The sequence below is a fragment of the Streptomyces sp. NPDC052701 genome, assembly GCF_040678355.1.
GTDB lineage: Bacteria > Actinomycetota > Actinomycetes > Streptomycetales > Streptomycetaceae > Streptomyces.
Window position 1 is genome coordinate 19,021 of the sequence record NZ_JBFATO010000043.1, and the last position, 18,508, is coordinate 37,528.

Consider the following 18,508-nt stretch of genomic DNA (forward strand, 5'->3'; position numbering starts at 1 on the left):
CATGGCCGGGCACACCGAGAACGAGATCGTCATCGCCGCGCCGCTGGACCTGGTCTGGGACATGACCAACGACGTCGAGAACTGGCCGCGGCTGTTCAGCGAGTACGCCTCCGCCGAGATCCTGGAGCGCGAGGGCGACCGCGTCCGCTTCCGGCTCACCATGCACCCGGACGAGGAGGGCCGGGTGTGGAGCTGGGTCTCCGAACGCGTCGCCGACCGCGCCTCCCTCACGGTCCGCGCCCACCGCGTGGAGACCGGCCCCTTCCAGTTCATGGACATCCACTGGGCGTACCAGCAGACGCCCGAGGGCGTGCTGATGCGCTGGGTCCAGGACTTCGCGATGAAGCCGGACGCGCCCGTCGACGACGCCTGGATGACGGACAACATCAACCGCAACTCCCGCACCCAGCTGGCCCTCATCCGCGACCGCATCGAGCAGGCGGCGGACGAACGGCCGGCCGAGGCCGCGCTGACCGACTGACCCCGCCGCCCCTCCGATCGAACCGACCGACGCCGGCCACCACCGGCTCACCCCACCGAAGGGCACACCCCGATGCACCACACCCTGATCGTGGCCCGGATGAAGCCCGGCGCGGCCCCGGACATCGCGAAGGTGTTCGCCGAGTCCGACCGCGGCGAGCTCCCCCACCTCGTGGGGGTCACCCGGCGCCGGCTCTTCGAGTTCGGCGACGTGTACCTCCACCTCATCGAAAGCCCCCAGGACCCCGCTCCCGCCATCGCCGGCCTGACGGACCACCCGGAGTTCCGCGACGTCAGCGAGCGGCTCTCGGCGTACGTCCAGGCGTACGACCCGGCGACCTGGCGCAGCCCGAAGGACGCGATGGCCCGCTGCTTCTACGGCTGGGACCGGGAGAACGCGCGCTGACACCGCACGCGAGTCCTCGGAACCCCCGGGTCGGCGACCCGGGGGTTCCGCTCCTTCCCACCGGCGCCGCGTCGCGGGCCGCGAGCGAAGTCGCACGAAGGGAGATAAAAAAGGCCACCGTGCCGTATGCCACCCGAGCCGCTTACCGACCTTCAAAGCGTGCAGTCCCGGTGCCGGTCCTCTCCTGGCGGCATCGGGTCTTCCCCGCAGCCGGGCGTGGCGGTGGAGTCAGCGCCAGTCGTCGATCACGTAGGCGTCCGGGTGGCTGTAGCCGGGTTCGTTGGGCTTGTGCATGGTCACGCCCTGCAGCCAGGTGCGGAAACCGCGGTCGGCCATGCGCAGCAGACCGGCTCCTGATCACAGCCGACGGCACTTGGCTCATCCATGGGAACTCCGCCGGCCTCACGTCTTCGAGTTCTCCCGCGACCGCCGGGTCATCCACACGTAGCCCGCCAGTCCGAGCGAGCCACGCACCATGAAGTCAGCCCACAGTTGCATGAGCTCACCGGCATCCTCCACGCCCAGGGCCACCGGCAGGGCCAAGGCGGTGAGGAGCCCCGCAATCGCCAGGGCCGAGGCGTAGGTGACCATGCCGCCGTGGTGGAGGCCCAGCCTCGTACCCACAAGTCCGGAGGGGACCTGCACGAGCGCGTGGAAGCCCACGCAGTGGAACAGCATCACAGCGAGGATCACGAACGGGGGCACGTCCGCCGAAGGGTCGCCGGCCGGTGCCGCGCCGTAGGCGTCGAGAGCCCAGGCCGGAGGGACCACGTAGGTGAACAGCAGGACCGCACCACTCAGATGCATGGCGCCGAGGTGACGTGCGACCCGGTGGAGAGCGCCTCGCGACGCGCCGCCCGGTCCGAGCGGGCGGACCATGCCTGTGTTCACGCGCCCCCCTGCCTGCCGGCGCCTCTCCGTCTGGGCGGCACAGTACAACCACCGGTCAGGATGCCGCCGAGGCGATCCGATCGGCGGCGGTCGCAGTGATCGTCTGCTGGGCCCCTGGGCCGTGTGAAGGGGCGGCCAGGGGAGAACTCCGACCGTCCCGGCTCCTGGGGTTCACGGTCTCACCGGAGCCCTCACCCGGAGAGGACTACGCCGCCGCGCTGCCCTGATTGCCGCTGGCCGGCATGCGTAGGGTGTGGTCGCCGAAGTCCGCGACCAGATCCAGCCTCCCGCCGAGCGCCTCCACGTAGCGGGCGATGACGTCCAGGGTGGCCCCCTCGCCGTGTTCGATCTGGGAGATCCGGGCGACGCTGACTCCCATCCGGGTCGCCACGTCCTGCTGGGCCAACCCTGACTGCTTGCGTGCCTCGGCGAGCTGGTGGCCACGCGCCTCGGCGAGAAGCCGGCGAGCCCCTGCCTCCACCTCGGCGGGCTCCACACCGGCCGCGTGCAGCTCCTGCTCCAGGACTTCCCAGTCCTGCGCAGCCTTCTTGGGCATGGCTACTCCTTCAGTCCTCGCCGCCGACGTAATCGTGATAGAGCTGCTCGGCCAGCGGAATGTTGTCGCGGTACCAGCGATCCCAGTTTCCGGCCTTGTCACCGCCCAGGAGCAGCAGGGCCGAGCGACTAGGAAGGGTGGGCATGCTCGACTCCCTCAAGACCCCCGGCGGCTGCTTCGGCCACTACGCCGACATCCAGGCAACCGGCTAGGGCATACAGCGGCACCCGTGTCGGCCGAACTCCTGAAGCGGGTGTCGAGGGCCGACGTCATTCCTCGCGGTGCTGAGCGAACACCTGCTGCTGCTCGTCCTGCCAGCTCCAGTTGGCCGGCCGGGAGAAGGGCAGACTCCGGGCAAGGCCGGAGAACTGGTCGGACGGCTCCCGGCTGGCCTTGTTCACCACGATCGCCGAGAGCATCGGTGCCCGTCCGTCCTCGTTGCGGTGGAGGCAGACATCCTTGAGCAGGTAGGTCATGACTCCGCGGTGAGGCGGGATGGAGTCGAAGCCCTGTGCCGCCAACTCGGCGCTCAGCTCCCCGTACGTGATGGTCTTTCCCTGCCGGGCCCGCTTCCGCAAGATCTCCACGGCCGCTTCGACCGCTGCCGGGTACTCCGGGTCCTTGATCCTCATTGCCCCTCCCCCATCGCGTGGACACTGCCCAGCCCGCGCATCGTACCGACCAAGCACCGCCCTCTACGGCTGGAAGCGGACGAAGAGGTCGTGCCGGAGCCGTGCCAGATCGTGCAGGGAGCCACGGGGAATGGCGGGGGGACCGAGGCGCCGGCCAGTCAGGCCCCAGGGCCGCTCCGCCGCAGGTCAGCTCAGCTCTCGCAATCAGAGAACCCGAGCTTCCCGAGCCGAGAGCGCGAGTCCGGTTCTCGTCACCGCTCCTGTGGAAACCCCAGCTCAGCGACCTGGGGTTTCATGCTGCCGGTGCGTGTGCTGGGGCTTCGAGGAGGGCGGTCGCCTCAAGCGACGGTGTACTCCTCGTCCCCGAAAACCACGACAACGCGCAGCCGACCGCACAGTGCTTCCGCACAGAGTCTGAGCGTGGCCACCTCGGCTCGGTCCAGTTCGCCGTATGGCGTTTTCCTCTCGATGGAGGCGGCACGCCTGCCGAAGTCCCGTCCGTGGCTGGGACTTCGGCACCGGGGCGCTTGCCGTCACAGCGGCAGGTCGTCGGGCAGTACCCGGAACGCCTTGTGGTGGCCCAGCGGCCGTACGGCGCGGAAGTCGCGTCGGTCGAGTGTGAGGATCGCGTCGGTGTCGTAGTCGGCGGCCAGCGCCACGTTCACGGCGTCAGCGAGGTCCAGGTCCAGCGCGCTGTAGCGGACGCGGACGGACTGGGCGGCTCCCAGGTGGTCCTCCGTGATCTCCGGCACGACGACGCGGCCCCGGCCGATCCAGCGCCGGATATCGTCGACGGCGCTGAGGGCGGCCTCCCGCCCGAGCTCGCGTGTGGCGATGTGGTCGAGTTCCGCCAGCAGGAGCGGGGACATGACCAACAGCCCCGCGGACATGATCGCTTCGTTCGCCGCGCCATGCTCCGGGTGCGTCGAGTCCAAGGCGGCCAGGAGACCGGATGTGCCGGCGATGACGATGATCACGCGGCGGTCCCGGACCCCGGGTCGGTCTCGCGCCGGACCGCGTCGGCGACCGCGTCCCGGACCTCGGCTCCGGACGGCGTACGCCCCCGCCCCTCGAAGGTGCGGGAGAACAGCGGCTCGTCCCAGACGCGGTTCGCCATGGCCGCGAGATGGATCCCCTGACGGATGATCTCGGCCTCGCTTACCCCCCGGCGCTTGGCAGCTTCCTTGATGATCGCCAGGTCCTCGGGGTCGGCATAGACGTTCGTACGCTTCATGGACATGTACCAAAGATAGTCCATGTACCAGCCTGATGTATGGCCGATCGCCCCCGGACCCCACTACAGGCCCGCTCCCCGCGAGCACGTCCTGGCACCCGCCGGCCGGATGCCTGTCGGACCGCAGCCGGGCACACTCCCCATCCAGCCCGGGTGCGTCCGGTCCCGGCGCACACAGCGCCTCCACGCGAGCCCTCCGAAGCACCTCCCGCGCCGGTTCCCTACCCCTGCACCGGCAGGTCCGGACGGCCGGCGACGAAGACCAGGTAGGCGATCGCGGCCCCCGTCCCCATCAGGGACAGCGCGCCTCCCGCCGCGGCCCGCGTCCGGCTGGTCCGGCCGTGGGCGGACGCCCGGTACTCGATCGCGGACCGCACCAGGCCGGCCAGGCCCGCCGGCAGGGCCAGGAACGAGATCAGCGTCCAGAACGGGCAGCACAGCCAGCACGCCACGGACACACCGCCCAGCCAGACGGCGAGCTCGGCTACGTCTCGCGTCCGGTCCTGGGCGGGAGCGGGGCTCATGCGCCGATCCAAGCAGAGAGAAGAGAGAGCAGAGAAGGAGGAGAGAAGGAGGAGAGAAGGAGGCGGAGAAGAACGTGGGGACCGGGCGCTGGTGACGCCTCGTGGCAGTCGTACGCTGAGCACATGCTGCTCAATCAGGGCGATATAGGGCAAAAGGGGATCGAATCGTCGAGTGGTACGAGTCCGCCCGTGTTCGTCGACTCCTCCGGTCGGCGTGCGCGGGTCCTGCGGCGTACGGGACACACGCTGGCCGGACTGGCGGCCGGCTACCTGGCCGTGCTGGGGCTGAGCCTGACGGGGGCGACGCCCTTCGCGCCGGAGACGATCCTGCCGCCCGTCCCCGTCCCCGTCCCCCTCCCCGTCCCCGGCGACCCCGCGGCACCTGCCGCACCGGACGGGGACGCCCCGGGCCGAGCGCCCTCGTCCTCCGGTGGTCCGCCCTCGGTCGGCCGCTCGGGGCCCGACGGTCGCGGGCCCGTGACCGGGCCGGGCGCCCTGCTCGTTCCGCAGTTCACGGTGCCCGGCCTGCCTGGCGGACCCGGTGCGTCCGATGTTCCGCTCCTCGTGCCCGGGAGCCCGCCGATCGCCGGCACGCCGCTGCCTCCGGCGCTTCCCAGCACGGGCGGGCCGGGCGCACCGCCCATAGCGGAGGCACCGGACGCACCCGGCCCGTCGGCGCCGTCCGCACCGGCGCAGTCCCCGGCTCCGGCACCGTCGCCGCCCGCGACCTCGGCTCCGGCGCCCGCGCCGGCCCCCACCGCCAGTGATCCACCGTCCAGCGACCCGCCTTCCAGTGGTCCGGACCCCAGCGACCCGCCTTCCAGTGACCCGCCTTCCAGTGGTCCGGTCCCCGGTGCTCCAGGTGCCGGTGATCCCGTACCCGATGTCGGGGGTCCTCCCGCCCCTCCCCCTCCCCCGTCCGCCCCCGCTCCGGTGACCGGCGTCCCTCCGGCCCCGCCCGCGCCTGAAATCCCGTCGCAGGCGCCGGAGTCCGTGCCGCCCTCCGGCGCTCCCCCGCTCTCCGGGCCCCCGGCGGCCGAGGCTCCCTGATGCGGCGGCGGCAGCGGCAGCACCGGCCGGTTCGCGGCTCGCCGGCGTCCACCGGTCCGCGGCGGGTCCCGGCCGCGTCCCCGCCGTCCCGGCGCCGTTTCCGTCTCCTCGTCCCGCTCGTCCTCCTCGCCTTCGTCCTCTCCGTGCTCCTGGTCCACGGCTACACGACCAGGGGGTTCGCCGGTGACCAGGAAGGGCACCCCGCGCCACCGGCCACCGGGGGCGGGGGCGGGGGCGGCACCGGTGTCCCCCGGGCGATCGCCGGCGGCGGTCCGATCGTCGATGTCACCCGTGATCACCTGCGCACCTACCGCACGCCCGACAGGACCGTGGTCCTGACCTTCGACGACGGACCCGACCCCACCTGGACACCCCGCGTGCGGGCCGTTCTCGACCGCCACGGCGTGCCCGGCACCTTCTTCGTCACCGGGCAGCAGGCCGCCCGCCACCCGGGGGTCCTGCGCGACGTGATCCGCTCCGGTCACGAGATCGGCGTGCACACCTTCTCCCACCGGGACATGACCACCCAGTCCGCGGACGCCGTCGACCGCGAGCTGGCGCTGACCCAGCTCGCCCTGGCGGGGGCCGCGGGCGTCACCAGCTCGCTCATGCGGATGCCCTACTCCTCGACCACCTCCGCCCTGGGCGCCCCGGAGTGGTCCGTGGCCCGGCGGCTGGGCGACAAGGGGTACGTGCTGGCGTTCATCGACCGGGACACCGGGGACTGGCGGCGGCCGGGGGCCCGGGCGATCGCCGCGGCGGCCCTGCCGAGCGTGCCGGGCCGGGGAGCGGTCGTCCTCCTGCACGACGCGGGAGGGGACAGGTCGCAGACCGTGGAGGCCCTGCGTCTGCTGATCCCCCGGCTGAAGGAGCAGGGTTACCGGTTCGCCACCCTCGCGGACGTCCTCGGCACCGACAGCCTCACCCGCCCCGTCGACAGGGAGGACCGGTGGAAGGGCCGGGTCTTCGTGGCCGCCGTGACCGTGTCGGGGGCGGCGGTGTCGGTCGTCGGGACGCTGCTGCTGGTGGTCGGGTCACTGGTCCTCGCCCGGTGCGTGCTGCTGCTCGTCCTGGCCCGCCACCACGTCCGCCGGCGGAGCCCGCCGGCGGACGGCCACGGGGAGCGGCCCGTCACCCGGCCCGTCAGCGTCGTCGTCCCCGCCTACAACGAAGGGCTGTGCATCGCCAAGACGCTGCGCTCCCTCGCCGCGAGCGACCACCCCGTCGAGATCGTCGTCGTGGACGACGGCTCCGACGACGGCACCGCCGACATCGCGGAATCCCTCGCCCTGGCGGGAGTCACCGTCCTGCGGCGGCCGAACGGCGGCAAGCCGGTCGCCCTCAACGCCGGCGTCCTGCGCGCCTCGCACGACCTCGTCGTCATGCTGGACGCCGACACCGTCTTCGCCCCCTCGACCGTCCGCCGCCTCGTCCAGCCGTTCGCCGACCCCCGCGTCGGCGCCGTCGCCGGGAATGCCAAGGTCGGCAACCGCCGGCGCCTGCTCGGCCGGTGGCAGCACATCGAGTACGTCATGGGCTTCAACCTCGACCGCCGCATGTACGACCTGCTGGACTGCCTGCCCACCATCCCGGGTGCCGTGGGGGCGTTCCGCGTCTCGGCCCTGCGGGACGCCGGGATGATGAGCGGGGACACCCTCGCCGAGGACACCGACGTCACCATGGCCCTGCACCGGGCCGGGTGGGAGATCCGCTACGCGCAGGACGCCCTGGCGTGGACCGAGGCGCCGTCCTCGCTGCGGGAGCTGTGGCGCCAGCGCTACCGCTGGAGCTACGGCACCATGCAGGCCGCGTGGAAGCACCGGCACGCGCTGGTCGAACGCGGCCCCGCGGGCCGCTTCGGCCGCCGCGGCCTGCCGCTGCTGGCCGTCTTCCAGATCCTCACTCCCCTGCTCGCCCCGCTGATCGACGTCATGACCCTCTACGGCCTGCTGTTCGGCGACCCGCTCACGACGGCGCTGGCCTGGAGCGGCGTGCTGGCGGTGCAGTTCGTCTGTGCCGTCTGCGCGTTCCGCCTCGACGGTGAAAGCCTCCGGCCGCTGTGGGCGCTCCCCCTCCAGCAGGTCGTCTACCGCCAGGTGATGTACCTGGTCCTCGTCCAGGCCTGCCTGACCGCGCTCAACGGACGCCGGCTCCCCTGGCAGCGGCTCAGGCGCACCGGGGAGGTGGTGCTGCCGCCCCAGCCGGCGGCCCCGGAGCCGTGACCCCGGAGCGGTGACCCCGGAGCCGTGACCCCGGAGCGGTGAGCGCCCCGGCCGCGCGGGGGCGAGCGGTCCGGTGGGCCGCCTGCGCCCGCCCGTGCGGCCGTGCGCCGTTGAGCGCCGGGCGCTCCTGTGGTGTCGTACGGTCCTCGGACGCCGGCGGGCGGGCGGCGCGCGGCACTCGCCGACGCCGGGTATCACGCCCGGGCAGGGATCACCCGCGGGCAGGCATCACGCGCGGACAGGGATCACGCGCGGGCAGGGGGGAGGGCCGATGGAGGCGGACGCGTTATCGGAGTGGGGGGCCGCCGCGTCCTCGCAGGTGACGCTGGAGAACCTGCTGTCGCTGGTGGGCGCGGGGTCGCTGGAACTGCACGTGGCGCCGGGCGGCCTGGGGGCGCCCGTCACCGGTGTCACGGTGCTGGATCCGCTGGAGCCCGGGATCCGGCCGCGGGAGCTGCTCCTCGCCGTCGGGGTCGACGCGCGGTCGGCCCACGCCGTGGACGTGCTGCGGCGGGCGGGCGAGGAGGGCGCCACGGGCGTGGTCTTCGGCCCGGGCACGGCCGGGCGGCCGGCTCCCGCGCTGCGCGGGGCGGCCGAGGAGGCCGGCACGGCGGTGCTGTTCCGGACGTCGTGGTGCACCTGGGACCAGTTGCTGGGCGTCCTGCGGGCGGGGCTGGCCTCGGCGGGGCTGCCGCCCGGCCTGGCCACGCAGACCGTGCCGCTCGGCGACCTCAACGGGCTGGCCGACGCGGTCGCCGCCCTGGTCGGGGGCGCGGTGACGATCGAGGACATGGAGTCCCGGGTGCTGGCCTACTCCTCCACCGGCACCGAGGAGGACGTGGACGAGCTGCGCCGGCTGACCATCCTCGGCCGCCGTGTCCCGCCGTGGCGCGTCGCCGCGATGCGGGAGGCCGGGTTCTTCCGCGCGCTGTGGGGGCGCGGTGACGTCCTGTACCGACCGGCCGGCGGAGCGGACCCGGAGCGCCTGGTGGGGGCCGTGCGGGCGGGGGGCGAGGTGCTGGGGTCCATCTGGGTGGCGGCGATCGCCGGCCGCCCCCTCGCCCCGAACGCCGCCGAGGCCCTGCGCGCGGCGACCCGGGCGGCCGCCCCTCATCTGCTGCACCACCGTACGCGCGGCGCGGACACCCGTCTGGTGGAGGACGCGGCGCGCGCGGTGCTGGACGGGCGCGGGTCGGCCGAGGTGCTGGCCGAGCGCGCCGCGCTGCCGGAGAACGGGAACTGCGCCGTCCTCGCGGTGCACGCCGCCGGGATCGAGCAGGGCGGTGACGAGGCGTCACGGCTGCACGGCCTGCTCGCCCTGCACTGCTCCGCCCACGGCCGCCCCGCCGTCGTCGTGCGGGCCGGCGAGGTGGTGCTGGTGGTGCTGGGCGCGCTGGGCCGCGACCGGCGGCAGGCCGACGACCAGGTGGCGGAGCTGGGCACCTCGCTGGCGGGGCAGGTGTCGGCCTCGCTGGACACGACGGTGCGGGTCGGCCTGGGCGAGGTGGCCGCGGGCCTGGCGCGGCTGCCCGGGTCCCGCCGGTCGGCCGAGCTGGCCCTCGCGGCGCTCCGGGCGGCCGGCGGACCCCGGGCCGTGGCCCGGACCGAGGACGTCGCGGAGACGGTCGGCCTCATGCAGGTCATGGACGCGCTGCGGGAGGTGCCGCTGCCGGCGGGGACCCCGGTGGCGCGGCTGGCCGCGTTCGACGCGGAGCACAGCGGGAGCTGCCTGCTGGACACGCTGCGGGTGTACCTCGACCACTTCGGGGACGTGCCCGCCGCGTCCCGCGCGTTGTGCCTGCACCCCAACAGCCTGCGCTACCGGATCCGCCGTATCGTCCAGGTCTCGGGGATCGACCTCGACAGCCCCGACGCCCGGCTGCTCGCCCAGCTCCAGCTGCGGCTGCGCGACCACGACGACGACGGCGGCGGCCCGAGGTGACGGCACGCGGGGCCCCGGGCCCGGGCCCCCGTGCCGGGCGACAGTGCCGGGCCCCGTGCCCGGCCGCCGCGCCGGGCGGCAGTGCCGGGCCCCCGTGCCCGGCCGCCGTGCCGGGCGACAGTGCCGGGCCGCCGACTGGCCGCCTGCACCACGGCGCGGCCCGTTCTTCGTGTCCGCGCACAACGGCGGCGCGCGGTGTCCCGGGCGCTGCCCGAGACCGCGGTCCCCGCGCCGGCACCTGTGAGGTCTCCACGAAGACCTGCCGGGAGCACGGAGGGCAGCCTGGAGTCCGCCCGGGCCCGCCGGGCGTCCGGCACCGACCGTGGAGGGGACCCATGACCGATCTCACCGACGCCGCCGCGCGGCGGGAGCACATCCTGCGAGCGGCCGTGCGGCAGGGCCTGCTGGATCCGGAGCGCGCCCTGCTGGCGGGGTTCGTCGATCTCGACGCGGTGGCCCGCACGGTGGGCACGCTGCACGCGGCGTTCCCCGGTCCGCCCGCCGTCCTGCACGCCTTCGCGGCGAAGGCCAACAGCCTGGTGCCCGTGCTGGCGGAGCTGGAGCGGCTCGGCATGGGCTGCGAAGTGGCGACGGGCGGCGAGCTGGCCCGGGCGCTGGCGGCGGGCTTCCCACCGCACCGGATCGTGTTCGACTCGCCGGCCAAGACCCGTGCGGAGCTGGAGTGGGCCCTCGACCTGGGCGTCGCGGTCAACGCGGACAACTTCCAGGAACTGGCCCGGATCGACGCGCTGCTCGCCGGACGCCCCTGCGCCTCGCGGATCGGCGTGCGCGTCAACCCCCAGGTGGGCGGGGGAGCCATCGCCGCGATGAGCACGGCCACGCGGACCTCGAAGTTCGGCATCCCGTTGTCGGACCCGGGCAGCCGCCGGGAGCTGCTGCGGGCGTTCCGGGACCACCCCTGGCTGACCTGGGTGCACACGCACGCCGGATCGCAGGGCTGCCCGCTGGAGCTGATGGCCCGGGGGGTGGCCGAGGCCGTCGCCTTCGCGGACGAGGTCAACGGCACCCTCGGGCGGCGCCAGGTGACGGGGATCGACATCGGCGGCGGACTGCCCGTCAACTTCGCCGGCGAGGAGGTCACGCCCGGCTTCGACGCCTACGCCGCGTCGCTGCGCGCGCACGCGCCGGGCCTGTTCTCCGGCGGGTACGAGATCGTCACCGAGTTCGGGCGCGCGATCCTGGCCAAGAACGGGTTCACCGCCGCCTACGTCGAGTACACCAAGACCGTGGGCGGACGGCCCATCGCCATCACCCACGCCGGCGTCCAGGTCGCCACCCGCACGGTGTTCGCCCCCGAGTCCTGGCCGCTGCGGATCACCGCGCACGGCCCGGACGGCGGGGCGAAGCACGGCAGCCCCGTGCGCCAGGACATCGCCGGGCCCGCCTGCTTCACCGGCGACCTGCTGGCGCGCGACCGGGCGCTGCCGCCGCTGGAGCCGGGCGACATCGTCCTGCTCCCGGACACCGGCGCCTACTACTTCTCCACGCCGTTCCACTACAACAGCCTGCCGGAGCCGGCCGTGTACGGCGTCCGGACCGGCGCGGACGGCCGGGTCGCCTTCGAGCTCGTCCGGCCCGCCCAGGACCCGTACGAGCTGCCGGGCCCGGCCGGCCGTACCGCGCCGGTCCGCCCGTCCCGCGGCCTCGTGCGCCGTTGACCGTCCCCGCGAGGAGCGCCGAGGAGCACCGAGGTGGAACACGAGAACCGCACGAAGGGCGACGGGAACGGGCCGCTGCTCAGCCAGCGCGCCGCCGTGGTGTTCCTGCTGGCCGCGCTGGTCGGCGTCGGCGCCGCCGTCCTGGCGGCCCTGGCCGGCAACGTCTGGCCCCTCGCGGTCAGCGTCGGCAGCGGCGCGAGCGCCATGGCCGTCGTGTTCTTCGACCAGATCATCGACTAGCGGCCCGGTGGCCCCGCCGCGTCGGCGGCGGGGGTTCCCCGCTTCGCCGACGGCGCCTGACGCAGGTGGAAGAAGAGCGTCACGGGCGGTGGTCCAGGCCCCGGCCGCGGGGCCGTGCCCGGCATTCCGCTCCGGAGCGTACGTTCGTACACTCCGGAGCGTACGCTCGTACGCATGCCAAAGGACCACTTCGCCGGCGACCCGCGCACGAACCTGGAACGCATGCTCGCCGGCGACCTCTACATCGCCGACGACCCGGAGATCGCCCGCCGGCAGCGGCGCGCGATGCGCCTGGCCGCCCGCTACCAGGCCGCCTACCTCGAGGACGCCGGCCGAGCCCGGCCGCTGCTGGCCGAACTGCTCGCCTCGGTGGGCGAGGACGTCGACGTACGGCCGCCGCTGCACGTCGACTACGGCGACAACATCACCATCGGGGCCCGCACCTTCGTCAACTACAACCTGACCGCGCTGGACGTCGCCCGGATCACCATCGGCGAGGACTGCCAGATCGGCCCGAACGTCCAGCTCCTCACCCCCACCCACCCCGTCGAACCGGAACCCCGGCGCGACAAGCTCGAAGCCGCGCGCCCCATCACCATCGGGGACAACGTCTGGCTCGGCGGCGGGGTGATCGTCTGCCCCGGGGTCACCATCGGCGACAACTCCGTCATCGGCGCAGGCGCGGTGGTCACCAGGGACGTGCCCGCGAACGTCGTCGCCGTCGGCAATCCCGCCCGTCCCGTCCGCACCCTCTAGCCGCCCCCATGGCCACCGGACACACCGATCCGCAGCGGCGCGAACGGATCCTCGCCGCCACGCTCGACCTGATCGGCGACGAGGGGGTCGCCGGCGTCTCCCACCGAAAGATCGCCGCGCGCGCCGGCGTGCCCCTGGGATCGATGACCTACCACTTCACCGGCATCGACGACCTGCTGCGCCAGGCCTTCACCCGCTTCGCCGACCGCATCGTGGCCGTCTTCGAGCAGCACCTCGGCCGGGCCACCGGCCCCGAACAGGCCCGGGAAGCCGTCACCGACCTCGTCCACGCGCTCTCGGAGGGGGCCGTCCGCGACCTGGTCCTCACCCAGGAGCTGTACACCCTCGCCGCCCGCCACCCGCAGTACCGGGAGCTGACCCAGGCGTGGATGCGCCGCAGCCGCCGCCTGCTGGAACAGCACTTCGACGCGGACACCGCCCGTCAGCTGGACGCGCTGATCGAAGGGCTGACCCTGCACCGCGCCCTGGACGGCTCACCCCACGGCCGTGACCTGACGCGCCGGGCCGTCGCCCGCATCACCGCCGGATCCTGAGGCCCCTGTCGTCGGGCTCCCGCCGTCCGGCCCCGGCGGGGCGGCCGGGCCGGGCTCCCGAGCTGCACACGTGGGGACGCGACGGCCCGGCCCGGCCGTCCCTGTGAGCGCACTCTTCCACGGGGGCCACGGCGCCGCCGCCGGGGAACGCCCGAACGAGGGCGGCCCGGCGGGGCGGCCCCCTCCTCCCGCGCGCCGGGCTCACGCCCCCAGCGTCACGGCCCGTTCCATCAGCCGCCCGGCCTCCGCCTCCGTCGCGGCGGGCGGCACCACCAGCAGGTCCCACCGGCCGTGGCCGGGCGTGATCAGGCACACCGTGTGCGGGGCCTTCGACGAGTCCGTCCGCCGCACCCGCACCGGCTGCCCGGCGACGATCATCCGTTCCGGGCACGCGGGCCACCCGCCCCCGTTGACGCGGACCCTGCTGATCCGTCCCCAGGCGCGCGGCAGCACGCCCAGTAACCCGGGCAGCTCGACGGTCAGGTCGTACGACCACGGCCACCAGGCCCCGTCGATACGGCGGGCCGTGCGGCCGTGGGGCTGCTGCACCGCGAGGCGCAGCCGGACCTCGGACGGGGCGGGGGCCGGGGGCGGGGGCGGGGGCGTCGAGGCGGACGTCATCGGGACTCCTGCGGGGAAGAGGACACGGCCGGGAGGGCGGCGGAGCCGCGAGCCCGGTACGGGTGGGGAGGGGGTGCCTGGTGCGCGGGGGGCCGTCGTGCGCGAGGGCGAGACCGGTTCGGCCACCGGTTGCGAGATACCCGCGCCCCCGCCCCGGCGAACCCCGGGCGGGGGCGCGGCGGACCGCCGCGGCGGCGGTGGTTCATGGGCTCCGTGCGCCGTGACGGGCCGTCGGCGCCCGCGACGAGATCGGCGCCCGCGACGAGCCGTCAGCGCCCGTGACCATCCGTCGGCGCCCGTGACCATCCGTCAGCGTCCTTGGCGGTTCCCGGGGGGCGCCGGGAACCGCGCGGCTTCCGCGCCCGCGCGTCGCACCCGGTGACCTGCGGGGCGCCGCCGGGGCGGCCACGGCCCACGCGCCGAACCGCTTCCTGGGCGCCGCGTGGATCCGGCCGCGCGGGGCGGCGACGGCCGGACCGCCGAAGTTGCCTGGGCGAACCAGGAGCTTCTTCGCATTTCGTCGGCGATAATCGGTCCATGAGTACGGCAACGTATGAACTGCTGGCCGCGTCCTCGGATCACGTCATCGCCGTGGCGATGGCCTTCATCGGCGGACTGGTGATCGCGGGTGCGCTGATCTGGGCCGTACGCGTCGGGATGGGCGTCATGGAACGGGACACCCACCATCCGGGGCCCGAGGAACAGCCGTGCCTGCCGGACGGCGGCCCGGTTCGCGAGACCCGGGAGATGCGGGAGCCCGACGAGGTGCCGGTCGCGGTGAGCTTCGACGACCGGCTCCTGCCCCACGAGCTCCACCGCGCACGGACCAGAACGGGGAGGCACCAGCAGCGGCCCCGCTGGCAGCCCGGGTCCAGCGGCGGCTTCGGCAGCGGCGGCCTGGGACACGTCTGAGCCGGTACCGGGCCGCGTCCGCGACCGGGGGGCGGCCCCGCAGCGGCCGTGGTCCGGAATCCGCCGGCCGCCGCCGGCGGGCATCCCCCGCGGCACCGGCGAGGCGGACATGTCCGGTCACCGGACGCGCCGGGCGGGCGGCGCGGCGGTGACCGGGCCGCGCGGGGCCGCCGGTGCGGACGGACGACGGACGGTGCCGGCGCCTCCCGGCGGGGATCGTCGTGGGGCGTTCACGCGGGCGGCAGGGGGCGGTGGGCCGGACGGGCGCCCGCCTCGCCCGCCGTCGTGACCCGGACGACGGGCTGCGGCGGTCCCGTGACCTCCACGTGGGCCGGGCGCAGCAGGCGTTCGCCCAGCCGGTAGCCGGGGCGCAGGATCGCCGTGCAGACGAGCCGGTCGGCGTCCGGGGAGACGTGGTGGGTCACGGCGTCGTGACGGGCCGGGTCGAAGGGGTCCCCGACCTCGCCGAACTCCACCAGCCCCAGCGAGCCGGCCCGGTCGGCCAGCGTGCCGGCGATGTCCTCGAGTCCCGGCGTGAGGGGCTCGTGCGCGCAGGCCCGGTCCACGGCGTCCAGCACCGGCAGGAGGGCGGTCAGCACGTTGGCGACCGCGATCTCCCGCACGGCCAGGCGGTCGCGCCGCACCCGCTTGCGGTAGTTGTCGTACTCGGCCTTCACCCGCTGCAGGTCGGCGGTGCGCTCCCGGAGCAGGCGGCGCAGTTCCTCCGCCTCCTCGCGGTTCCGCGTGTCGTGCCGTCGGATGCCGTCCATGGTCAGCCCGCCCGCGAACCGCCCGTGCGACGCCCGACCGGGCGCGCGGGGCGCCCGGCGCTCGTCACGGCCGCCACCGGGTTCGTCGTGCCGTGGCCGACTCCGACCGAGCGTGTCATCGGGCTCCTCCCTCCTCGTCCATGTCCGACCAAGTCCGACCATATCCGACCAGGCCCGCTCAGGACCCGCGTTCCCACCGGACCGGCCCGGCCCGCAAGGGCGGCTCGGGCACGGGGGCGCCGAACAGGCGGGCCGCCGTGGTGCGGCGGGCCGGGGCGGGGGACGGCGGGGCGGGCGGCTGCGGGGCGGGCGCGCGCCCGCGGTCGTACGCCGCGCGCAGCCCGGGGTCGCGAAGGGTCTCGTACGCGGTGCGCACCCGCCCGAACCGCTCCGCGGTGCCGGCGTCGACCTGCGTGTCGGGGCGCAGTTCCCGGACCCGGCGCCGGAAGGCGGAGGTGATCGCCTCGGCGGGCGCCGAGGGCTCGACCCCCAGCACGGCGTACAGGTCCCCGTCCCCCGCATCGGCGTTCGGCTTGTGCATCCGCCACCTCCCCGCACTCGGTGACCTGCGGTTCGGGCCCGTCTCGCCTCACAGTTTCAATAAGCCTCGAGCGCCCTCCCGTCAAGTGCGGCGGGCGCGGCGCGGGAGGTGGCGGCGGCGGGGACGTCCGAGGCAAGGTGGGAGGAGCAGGCCGGATCGGAGGTGTACCACTGTGATCACCGAACTTGCCGTCGAACGAGTCGAGTTCACCTGCGGGTCGTGCTGGCACAGCTGGAGCGTCGACTACGACGTCCAGCGCAGCGTGGACGACCGCGGGGACGAGTGGGAGTACTTCCACCGGGACAACACCGCCGTCCCCTCCCCCTACACGCCGCAGGGCGCCCCGCCCTGCGAGCACTGCGGGCGCCGCTGGGTCGGCCGGCTCGTGGCCCGGCGTCCCGTCCCCCTGCCCGGCGCCGCGGGCGCCCCGCGCAGCCGCGTCCCGGCGGAGGGCGCGCACCGTCCCGAGCGCCACACGGTTCCGCTGCTGGAGGCCGGCGGCCACCCCCAGCCGGCGGCCGGCGCCCGGGGGCACCGGCCGTCGGCGCGGGGGTGAGCCGGGCGGCCGTCAGCGCCCGAGCCACACCGTGGTGTCCGGTCCCAGCCGCCCGTCGTCCAGGGGCGCGCTGCTCAGCAGCACCTCACCGGCCGGCAGCGGGACCGGCGCGCCGGACAGGTTCGCCACGCACCGCCAGCCGTCGCCGCGGTCGAACCGGAGCACCCCGGCCGGGGTGTCCTCGGCCCAGGTCAGCTCCTCGCCGGCCAGGAGCTTGCGGCGCAGCTTCAGCGCGGTGCGGTACAGCTCCAGGGTGGAGCCCTCCACCCCGTCCTGCGCCTCGACGGCGTACCGGGCGAAGCCGGAGGGCTGCGGCAGCCAGGCGCCGCCGGGGCCGAAGCCGTACGACGGCCCGTCCGTCGTCCACGGCAGCGGCACCCGGCAGCCGTCGCGCCCCTTGCGCACGTGCCCGGTCTGCTCCCAGATGGGGTCCTGGAGGACCTCGGTGGGCAGGTCGGCGACCTCGGGCAGGCCGAGCTCCTCGCCCTGGTAGAGGTACGCCGAACCGGGCAGCGCCAGCATCAGCAGGGTCGCCGCCCGGGCCCGGCGCAGCCCCGCCGCCTCGTCGACGGCCGGGGCGCGGCCGCCGGACAGCAGCCAGGCGTCGTGGTCGGTGTCCGGCGGGAGCACCAGCCGGGAGGCGTGGCGGATCACGTCGTGGTTGGACAGCACCCAGGTGGCCGAGGCGCCCGCCGCCCGCGCGGTGGCCAGCGAGTCGGTGATGACCTGCCGGAGCGCATCGGCGTCCCACGGGGCCTGGAGGTACTCGAAGTTGAAGGCCTGCCCCAGCTCGTCCGGGCGGGCGTACAGCGCGCGCCGGGCGCCGGGCACCCAGGCCTCCGCGACCGCCATGCGGGGCGGCGTGTAGGCGTCGAGGATCTTGCGCCAGTCGCGGTAGATCTCGTGCACCTCGTCGCGGTCGTAGAACGGGTGGGTGCCGGGCGCGAACTCGGCGAGCGCCTGCTCGCTGCTCAGCTCCGGCGCCCCGAGGTCGCGCAGGGGGTCGCTCAGGTCCTTGGCGAGCGCGTGCGCGACGTCGACGCGGAAGCCGTCCACCCCGCGGTCCGACCAGAACCGCAGGGTGGTGCGCACGTCGGCGCGGACCTCGGCGTTCTCCCAGTTGAGGTCGGGCTGCTCGGGGGCGAACAGGTGCAGGTACCACTGGCCGTCGGGCACCCGCTGCCAGGCGCTGCCGCCGAAGACGGACTGCCAGTCGGTGGGCGGGAGTTCGCCGTGCGGGCCGCGTCCGTCACGGAAGACGTACCGGTCGCGGGCCGGGGAGCCGGGTCCGGAGCGCAGCGCCTCCTGGAACCAGGCGTGCCGGTGCGAGGTGTGGTTCGGGACGATGTCGACGATCACCTTCAGACCGAGCCGGTGCGCCTCGGCGGCCAGGGCGTCGAAGTCGTCCAGGGTGCCCAGGCGCGGGTCGACGTCCCGGGGGTCGGCGACGTCGTAGCCGCCGTCGGCGAGCTCGGACGGGTAGAAGGGGCTCAGCCACAGGGCGTCGACGCCGAGGGCGGCCAGGTGGGTCAGGCGGCGGGTGATGCCGCGCAGGTCACCGAGTCCGTCGCCGTCGGCGTCGGCGAAGCTGCGGGGGTAGATCTGGTAGACGACGGCCTGCCGCCACCAGTCGGGGTCGCGGGAAGAGAGGTCGGTGGAAGCGCGGTCGGTCACGCGGTCTCCTCTGCGGTGCGGTGCGGGCGACAGCAAGAAACCTGTCCACAATGCCGCAAAAAGGAACCACCCGGTCATATGAAACCGGTCATTCCTTTTGCGGCGCAAGCGTGGATGATCAGCAACTCCCCGGGGGTTTCCGCGGGTTGGGAGGCCGGCACGCCCCGGCCGCGAGGAGGGCGCGCTGTGCCCCCATAGGAGCAATGGGCCCAGTGTTTCTCCGGCCGCTCCTCCGGGGTCTCCGGCCGCTCTTCCCGGGTCTCCGGCC

The 18,508-nt window shown here is 74.7% G+C and carries 21 protein-coding genes; 10 read left to right on the top strand and 11 right to left on the bottom strand.

Annotated features, from left to right (window positions below; translation table 11 throughout):
- Position 1 precedes the first annotated feature (1 nt).
- Together AB0L29_RS31555 and AB0L29_RS31560 are read left to right on the top strand one after the other, a co-directional pair.
- Positions 2–481 (top strand): SRPBCC family protein, encoded by a 480-nt coding sequence (locus AB0L29_RS31555; RefSeq protein ID WP_365832066.1) that lies wholly within the window; start codon positions 2–4, stop codon positions 479–481.
- A 72-nt stretch (positions 482–553) separates the two neighbouring features.
- Complete coding sequence (locus tag AB0L29_RS31560) at positions 554–886, top strand: TcmI family type II polyketide cyclase (RefSeq protein ID WP_365832068.1); 333 nt, start codon at positions 554–556, stop codon at positions 884–886.
- Positions 887–1,288: 402 nt separating this feature from the next.
- Here the strand turns inward: AB0L29_RS31560 and AB0L29_RS31565 are convergent, their stop codons facing one another.
- The 7 genes from AB0L29_RS31565 to AB0L29_RS31595 form a co-directional block, all read right to left on the bottom strand.
- A complete protein-coding gene (locus tag AB0L29_RS31565) occupies positions 1,289–1,693 on the bottom strand; it encodes a hypothetical protein (RefSeq protein ID WP_365832070.1) in 405 nt (134 codons plus the stop codon).
- A 289-nt stretch (positions 1,694–1,982) separates the two neighbouring features.
- On the bottom strand, positions 1,983–2,333 hold the full coding sequence (locus AB0L29_RS31570; RefSeq protein WP_365832072.1) for a helix-turn-helix transcriptional regulator: 351 nt from the start codon (positions 2,331–2,333) through the stop codon (positions 1,983–1,985).
- Positions 2,334–2,343: 10 nt separating this feature from the next.
- Entirely contained in the window at positions 2,344–2,478 is a 135-nt protein-coding gene (locus AB0L29_RS31575; protein ID WP_365832074.1) for a hypothetical protein, read from the bottom strand.
- Between the two features lie 124 nt (positions 2,479–2,602).
- Positions 2,603–2,965, bottom strand: coding sequence for a hypothetical protein (locus AB0L29_RS31580; protein WP_365832076.1), 363 nt, complete (start codon positions 2,963–2,965; stop codon positions 2,603–2,605).
- 533 nt (positions 2,966–3,498) lie between these two features.
- The gene (locus tag AB0L29_RS31585) at positions 3,499–3,942 is read right to left on the bottom strand and encodes a PIN domain-containing protein (protein WP_365832078.1); all 444 of its coding nucleotides are present in this window, start codon (positions 3,940–3,942) and stop codon (positions 3,499–3,501) included.
- Positions 3,939–4,205: a CopG family transcriptional regulator gene (locus AB0L29_RS31590; RefSeq protein WP_365832080.1), complete on the bottom strand. Its 267-nt coding sequence runs from the start codon at positions 4,203–4,205 to the stop codon at positions 3,939–3,941. The genes AB0L29_RS31585 and AB0L29_RS31590 overlap by 4 nt, the downstream gene beginning before the upstream one ends.
- A gap of 215 nt (positions 4,206–4,420) precedes the next feature.
- Positions 4,421–4,723, bottom strand: a complete 303-nt coding sequence (locus AB0L29_RS31595; protein WP_365832081.1) for a hypothetical protein — start codon at positions 4,721–4,723, stop codon at positions 4,421–4,423.
- Positions 4,724–5,772: 1,049 nt separating this feature from the next.
- Here AB0L29_RS31595 and AB0L29_RS31600 point away from each other — a divergent pair.
- The 6 genes from AB0L29_RS31600 (at position 5,773) to AB0L29_RS31625 (ending at position 13,166) form a co-directional block, all read left to right on the top strand.
- Entirely contained in the window at positions 5,773–7,995 is a 2,223-nt protein-coding gene (locus AB0L29_RS31600; RefSeq protein WP_365832083.1) for a bifunctional polysaccharide deacetylase/glycosyltransferase family 2 protein, read from the top strand.
- A gap of 271 nt (positions 7,996–8,266) precedes the next feature.
- The gene (locus tag AB0L29_RS31605; protein ID WP_365832085.1) at positions 8,267–9,937 is read left to right on the top strand and encodes a helix-turn-helix domain-containing protein; all 1,671 of its coding nucleotides are present in this window, start codon (positions 8,267–8,269) and stop codon (positions 9,935–9,937) included.
- Between the two features lie 335 nt (positions 9,938–10,272).
- Positions 10,273–11,616, top strand: coding sequence for a diaminopimelate decarboxylase (locus tag AB0L29_RS31610; protein ID WP_365832087.1), 1,344 nt, complete (start codon positions 10,273–10,275; stop codon positions 11,614–11,616).
- Between the two features lie 33 nt (positions 11,617–11,649).
- Complete coding sequence (locus AB0L29_RS31615; RefSeq protein WP_365832089.1) at positions 11,650–11,856, top strand: hypothetical protein; 207 nt, start codon at positions 11,650–11,652, stop codon at positions 11,854–11,856.
- Positions 11,857–12,030: 174 nt separating this feature from the next.
- Entirely contained in the window at positions 12,031–12,612 is a 582-nt protein-coding gene (locus tag AB0L29_RS31620) for a sugar O-acetyltransferase (RefSeq protein ID WP_365832090.1), read from the top strand.
- A gap of 8 nt (positions 12,613–12,620) precedes the next feature.
- Complete coding sequence (locus tag AB0L29_RS31625) at positions 12,621–13,166, top strand: TetR family transcriptional regulator (RefSeq protein ID WP_365832092.1); 546 nt, start codon at positions 12,621–12,623, stop codon at positions 13,164–13,166.
- A 201-nt stretch (positions 13,167–13,367) separates the two neighbouring features.
- On the opposite strand, the gene AB0L29_RS31630 is transcribed toward AB0L29_RS31625, so the two are convergent.
- A complete protein-coding gene (locus tag AB0L29_RS31630; protein WP_365832094.1) occupies positions 13,368–13,787 on the bottom strand; it encodes a DUF5994 family protein in 420 nt (139 codons plus the stop codon).
- A 537-nt stretch (positions 13,788–14,324) separates the two neighbouring features.
- On the opposite strand from AB0L29_RS31630, the gene AB0L29_RS31635 reads away from it, so the two are divergent.
- Entirely contained in the window at positions 14,325–14,699 is a 375-nt protein-coding gene (locus AB0L29_RS31635; RefSeq protein ID WP_365832096.1) for a DUF6479 family protein, read from the top strand.
- 230 nt (positions 14,700–14,929) lie between these two features.
- Here the strand turns inward: AB0L29_RS31635 and grpE are convergent, their stop codons facing one another.
- Complete coding sequence (gene grpE / locus AB0L29_RS31640) at positions 14,930–15,469, bottom strand: nucleotide exchange factor GrpE (protein WP_365832098.1); 540 nt, start codon at positions 15,467–15,469, stop codon at positions 14,930–14,932.
- 178 nt (positions 15,470–15,647) lie between these two features.
- The gene (locus tag AB0L29_RS31645; RefSeq protein ID WP_365832099.1) at positions 15,648–16,010 is read right to left on the bottom strand and encodes a J domain-containing protein; all 363 of its coding nucleotides are present in this window, start codon (positions 16,008–16,010) and stop codon (positions 15,648–15,650) included.
- 172 nt (positions 16,011–16,182) lie between these two features.
- On the opposite strand from AB0L29_RS31645, the gene AB0L29_RS31650 reads away from it, so the two are divergent.
- Entirely contained in the window at positions 16,183–16,566 is a 384-nt protein-coding gene (locus AB0L29_RS31650) for a hypothetical protein (protein WP_365832100.1), read from the top strand.
- A gap of 12 nt (positions 16,567–16,578) precedes the next feature.
- Here AB0L29_RS31650 and AB0L29_RS31655 read toward each other — a convergent pair whose 3' ends face one another.
- Positions 16,579–18,240, bottom strand: coding sequence for a glycoside hydrolase family 13 protein (locus AB0L29_RS31655; RefSeq protein ID WP_365832102.1), 1,662 nt, complete (start codon positions 18,238–18,240; stop codon positions 16,579–16,581).
- Positions 18,241–18,508: the final 268 nt, after the last annotated feature.

Excerpts from the sequence above, each read along its gene's own strand:
- AB0L29_RS31625 (WP_365832092.1), top strand. The coding sequence starts at position 12,621 with ATGGCCACCGGACACACCGATCCGCAGCGGCGCGAACGGATCCTCGCC.
- AB0L29_RS31595 (WP_365832081.1), bottom strand. The coding sequence starts at position 4,723 with ATGAGCCCCGCTCCCGCCCAGGACCGGACGCGAGACGTAGCCGAGCTC.
- AB0L29_RS31565 (WP_365832070.1), bottom strand. The coding sequence starts at position 1,693 with ATGCATCTGAGTGGTGCGGTCCTGCTGTTCACCTACGTGGTCCCTCCG.
- AB0L29_RS31620 (WP_365832090.1), top strand. The coding sequence starts at position 12,031 with ATGCCAAAGGACCACTTCGCCGGCGACCCGCGCACGAACCTGGAACGC.
- AB0L29_RS31600 (WP_365832083.1), top strand. The coding sequence starts at position 5,773 with ATGCGGCGGCGGCAGCGGCAGCACCGGCCGGTTCGCGGCTCGCCGGCG.
- AB0L29_RS31570 (WP_365832072.1), bottom strand. The coding sequence starts at position 2,333 with ATGCCCAAGAAGGCTGCGCAGGACTGGGAAGTCCTGGAGCAGGAGCTG.
- AB0L29_RS31555 (WP_365832066.1), top strand. The coding sequence starts at position 2 with ATGGCCGGGCACACCGAGAACGAGATCGTCATCGCCGCGCCGCTGGAC.
- AB0L29_RS31645 (WP_365832099.1), bottom strand. The coding sequence starts at position 16,010 with ATGCACAAGCCGAACGCCGATGCGGGGGACGGGGACCTGTACGCCGTG.
- AB0L29_RS31610 (WP_365832087.1), top strand. The coding sequence starts at position 10,273 with ATGACCGATCTCACCGACGCCGCCGCGCGGCGGGAGCACATCCTGCGA.
- grpE (WP_365832098.1), bottom strand. The coding sequence starts at position 15,469 with ATGGACGGCATCCGACGGCACGACACGCGGAACCGCGAGGAGGCGGAG.
- AB0L29_RS31575 (WP_365832074.1), bottom strand. The coding sequence starts at position 2,478 with ATGCCCACCCTTCCTAGTCGCTCGGCCCTGCTGCTCCTGGGCGGTGAC.
- AB0L29_RS31560 (WP_365832068.1), top strand. The coding sequence starts at position 554 with ATGCACCACACCCTGATCGTGGCCCGGATGAAGCCCGGCGCGGCCCCG.
- AB0L29_RS31590 (WP_365832080.1), bottom strand. The coding sequence starts at position 4,205 with ATGTCCATGAAGCGTACGAACGTCTATGCCGACCCCGAGGACCTGGCG.
- AB0L29_RS31605 (WP_365832085.1), top strand. The coding sequence starts at position 8,267 with ATGGAGGCGGACGCGTTATCGGAGTGGGGGGCCGCCGCGTCCTCGCAG.
- AB0L29_RS31580 (WP_365832076.1), bottom strand. The coding sequence starts at position 2,965 with ATGAGGATCAAGGACCCGGAGTACCCGGCAGCGGTCGAAGCGGCCGTG.
- AB0L29_RS31630 (WP_365832094.1), bottom strand. The coding sequence starts at position 13,787 with ATGACGTCCGCCTCGACGCCCCCGCCCCCGCCCCCGGCCCCCGCCCCG.
- AB0L29_RS31635 (WP_365832096.1), top strand. The coding sequence starts at position 14,325 with ATGAGTACGGCAACGTATGAACTGCTGGCCGCGTCCTCGGATCACGTC.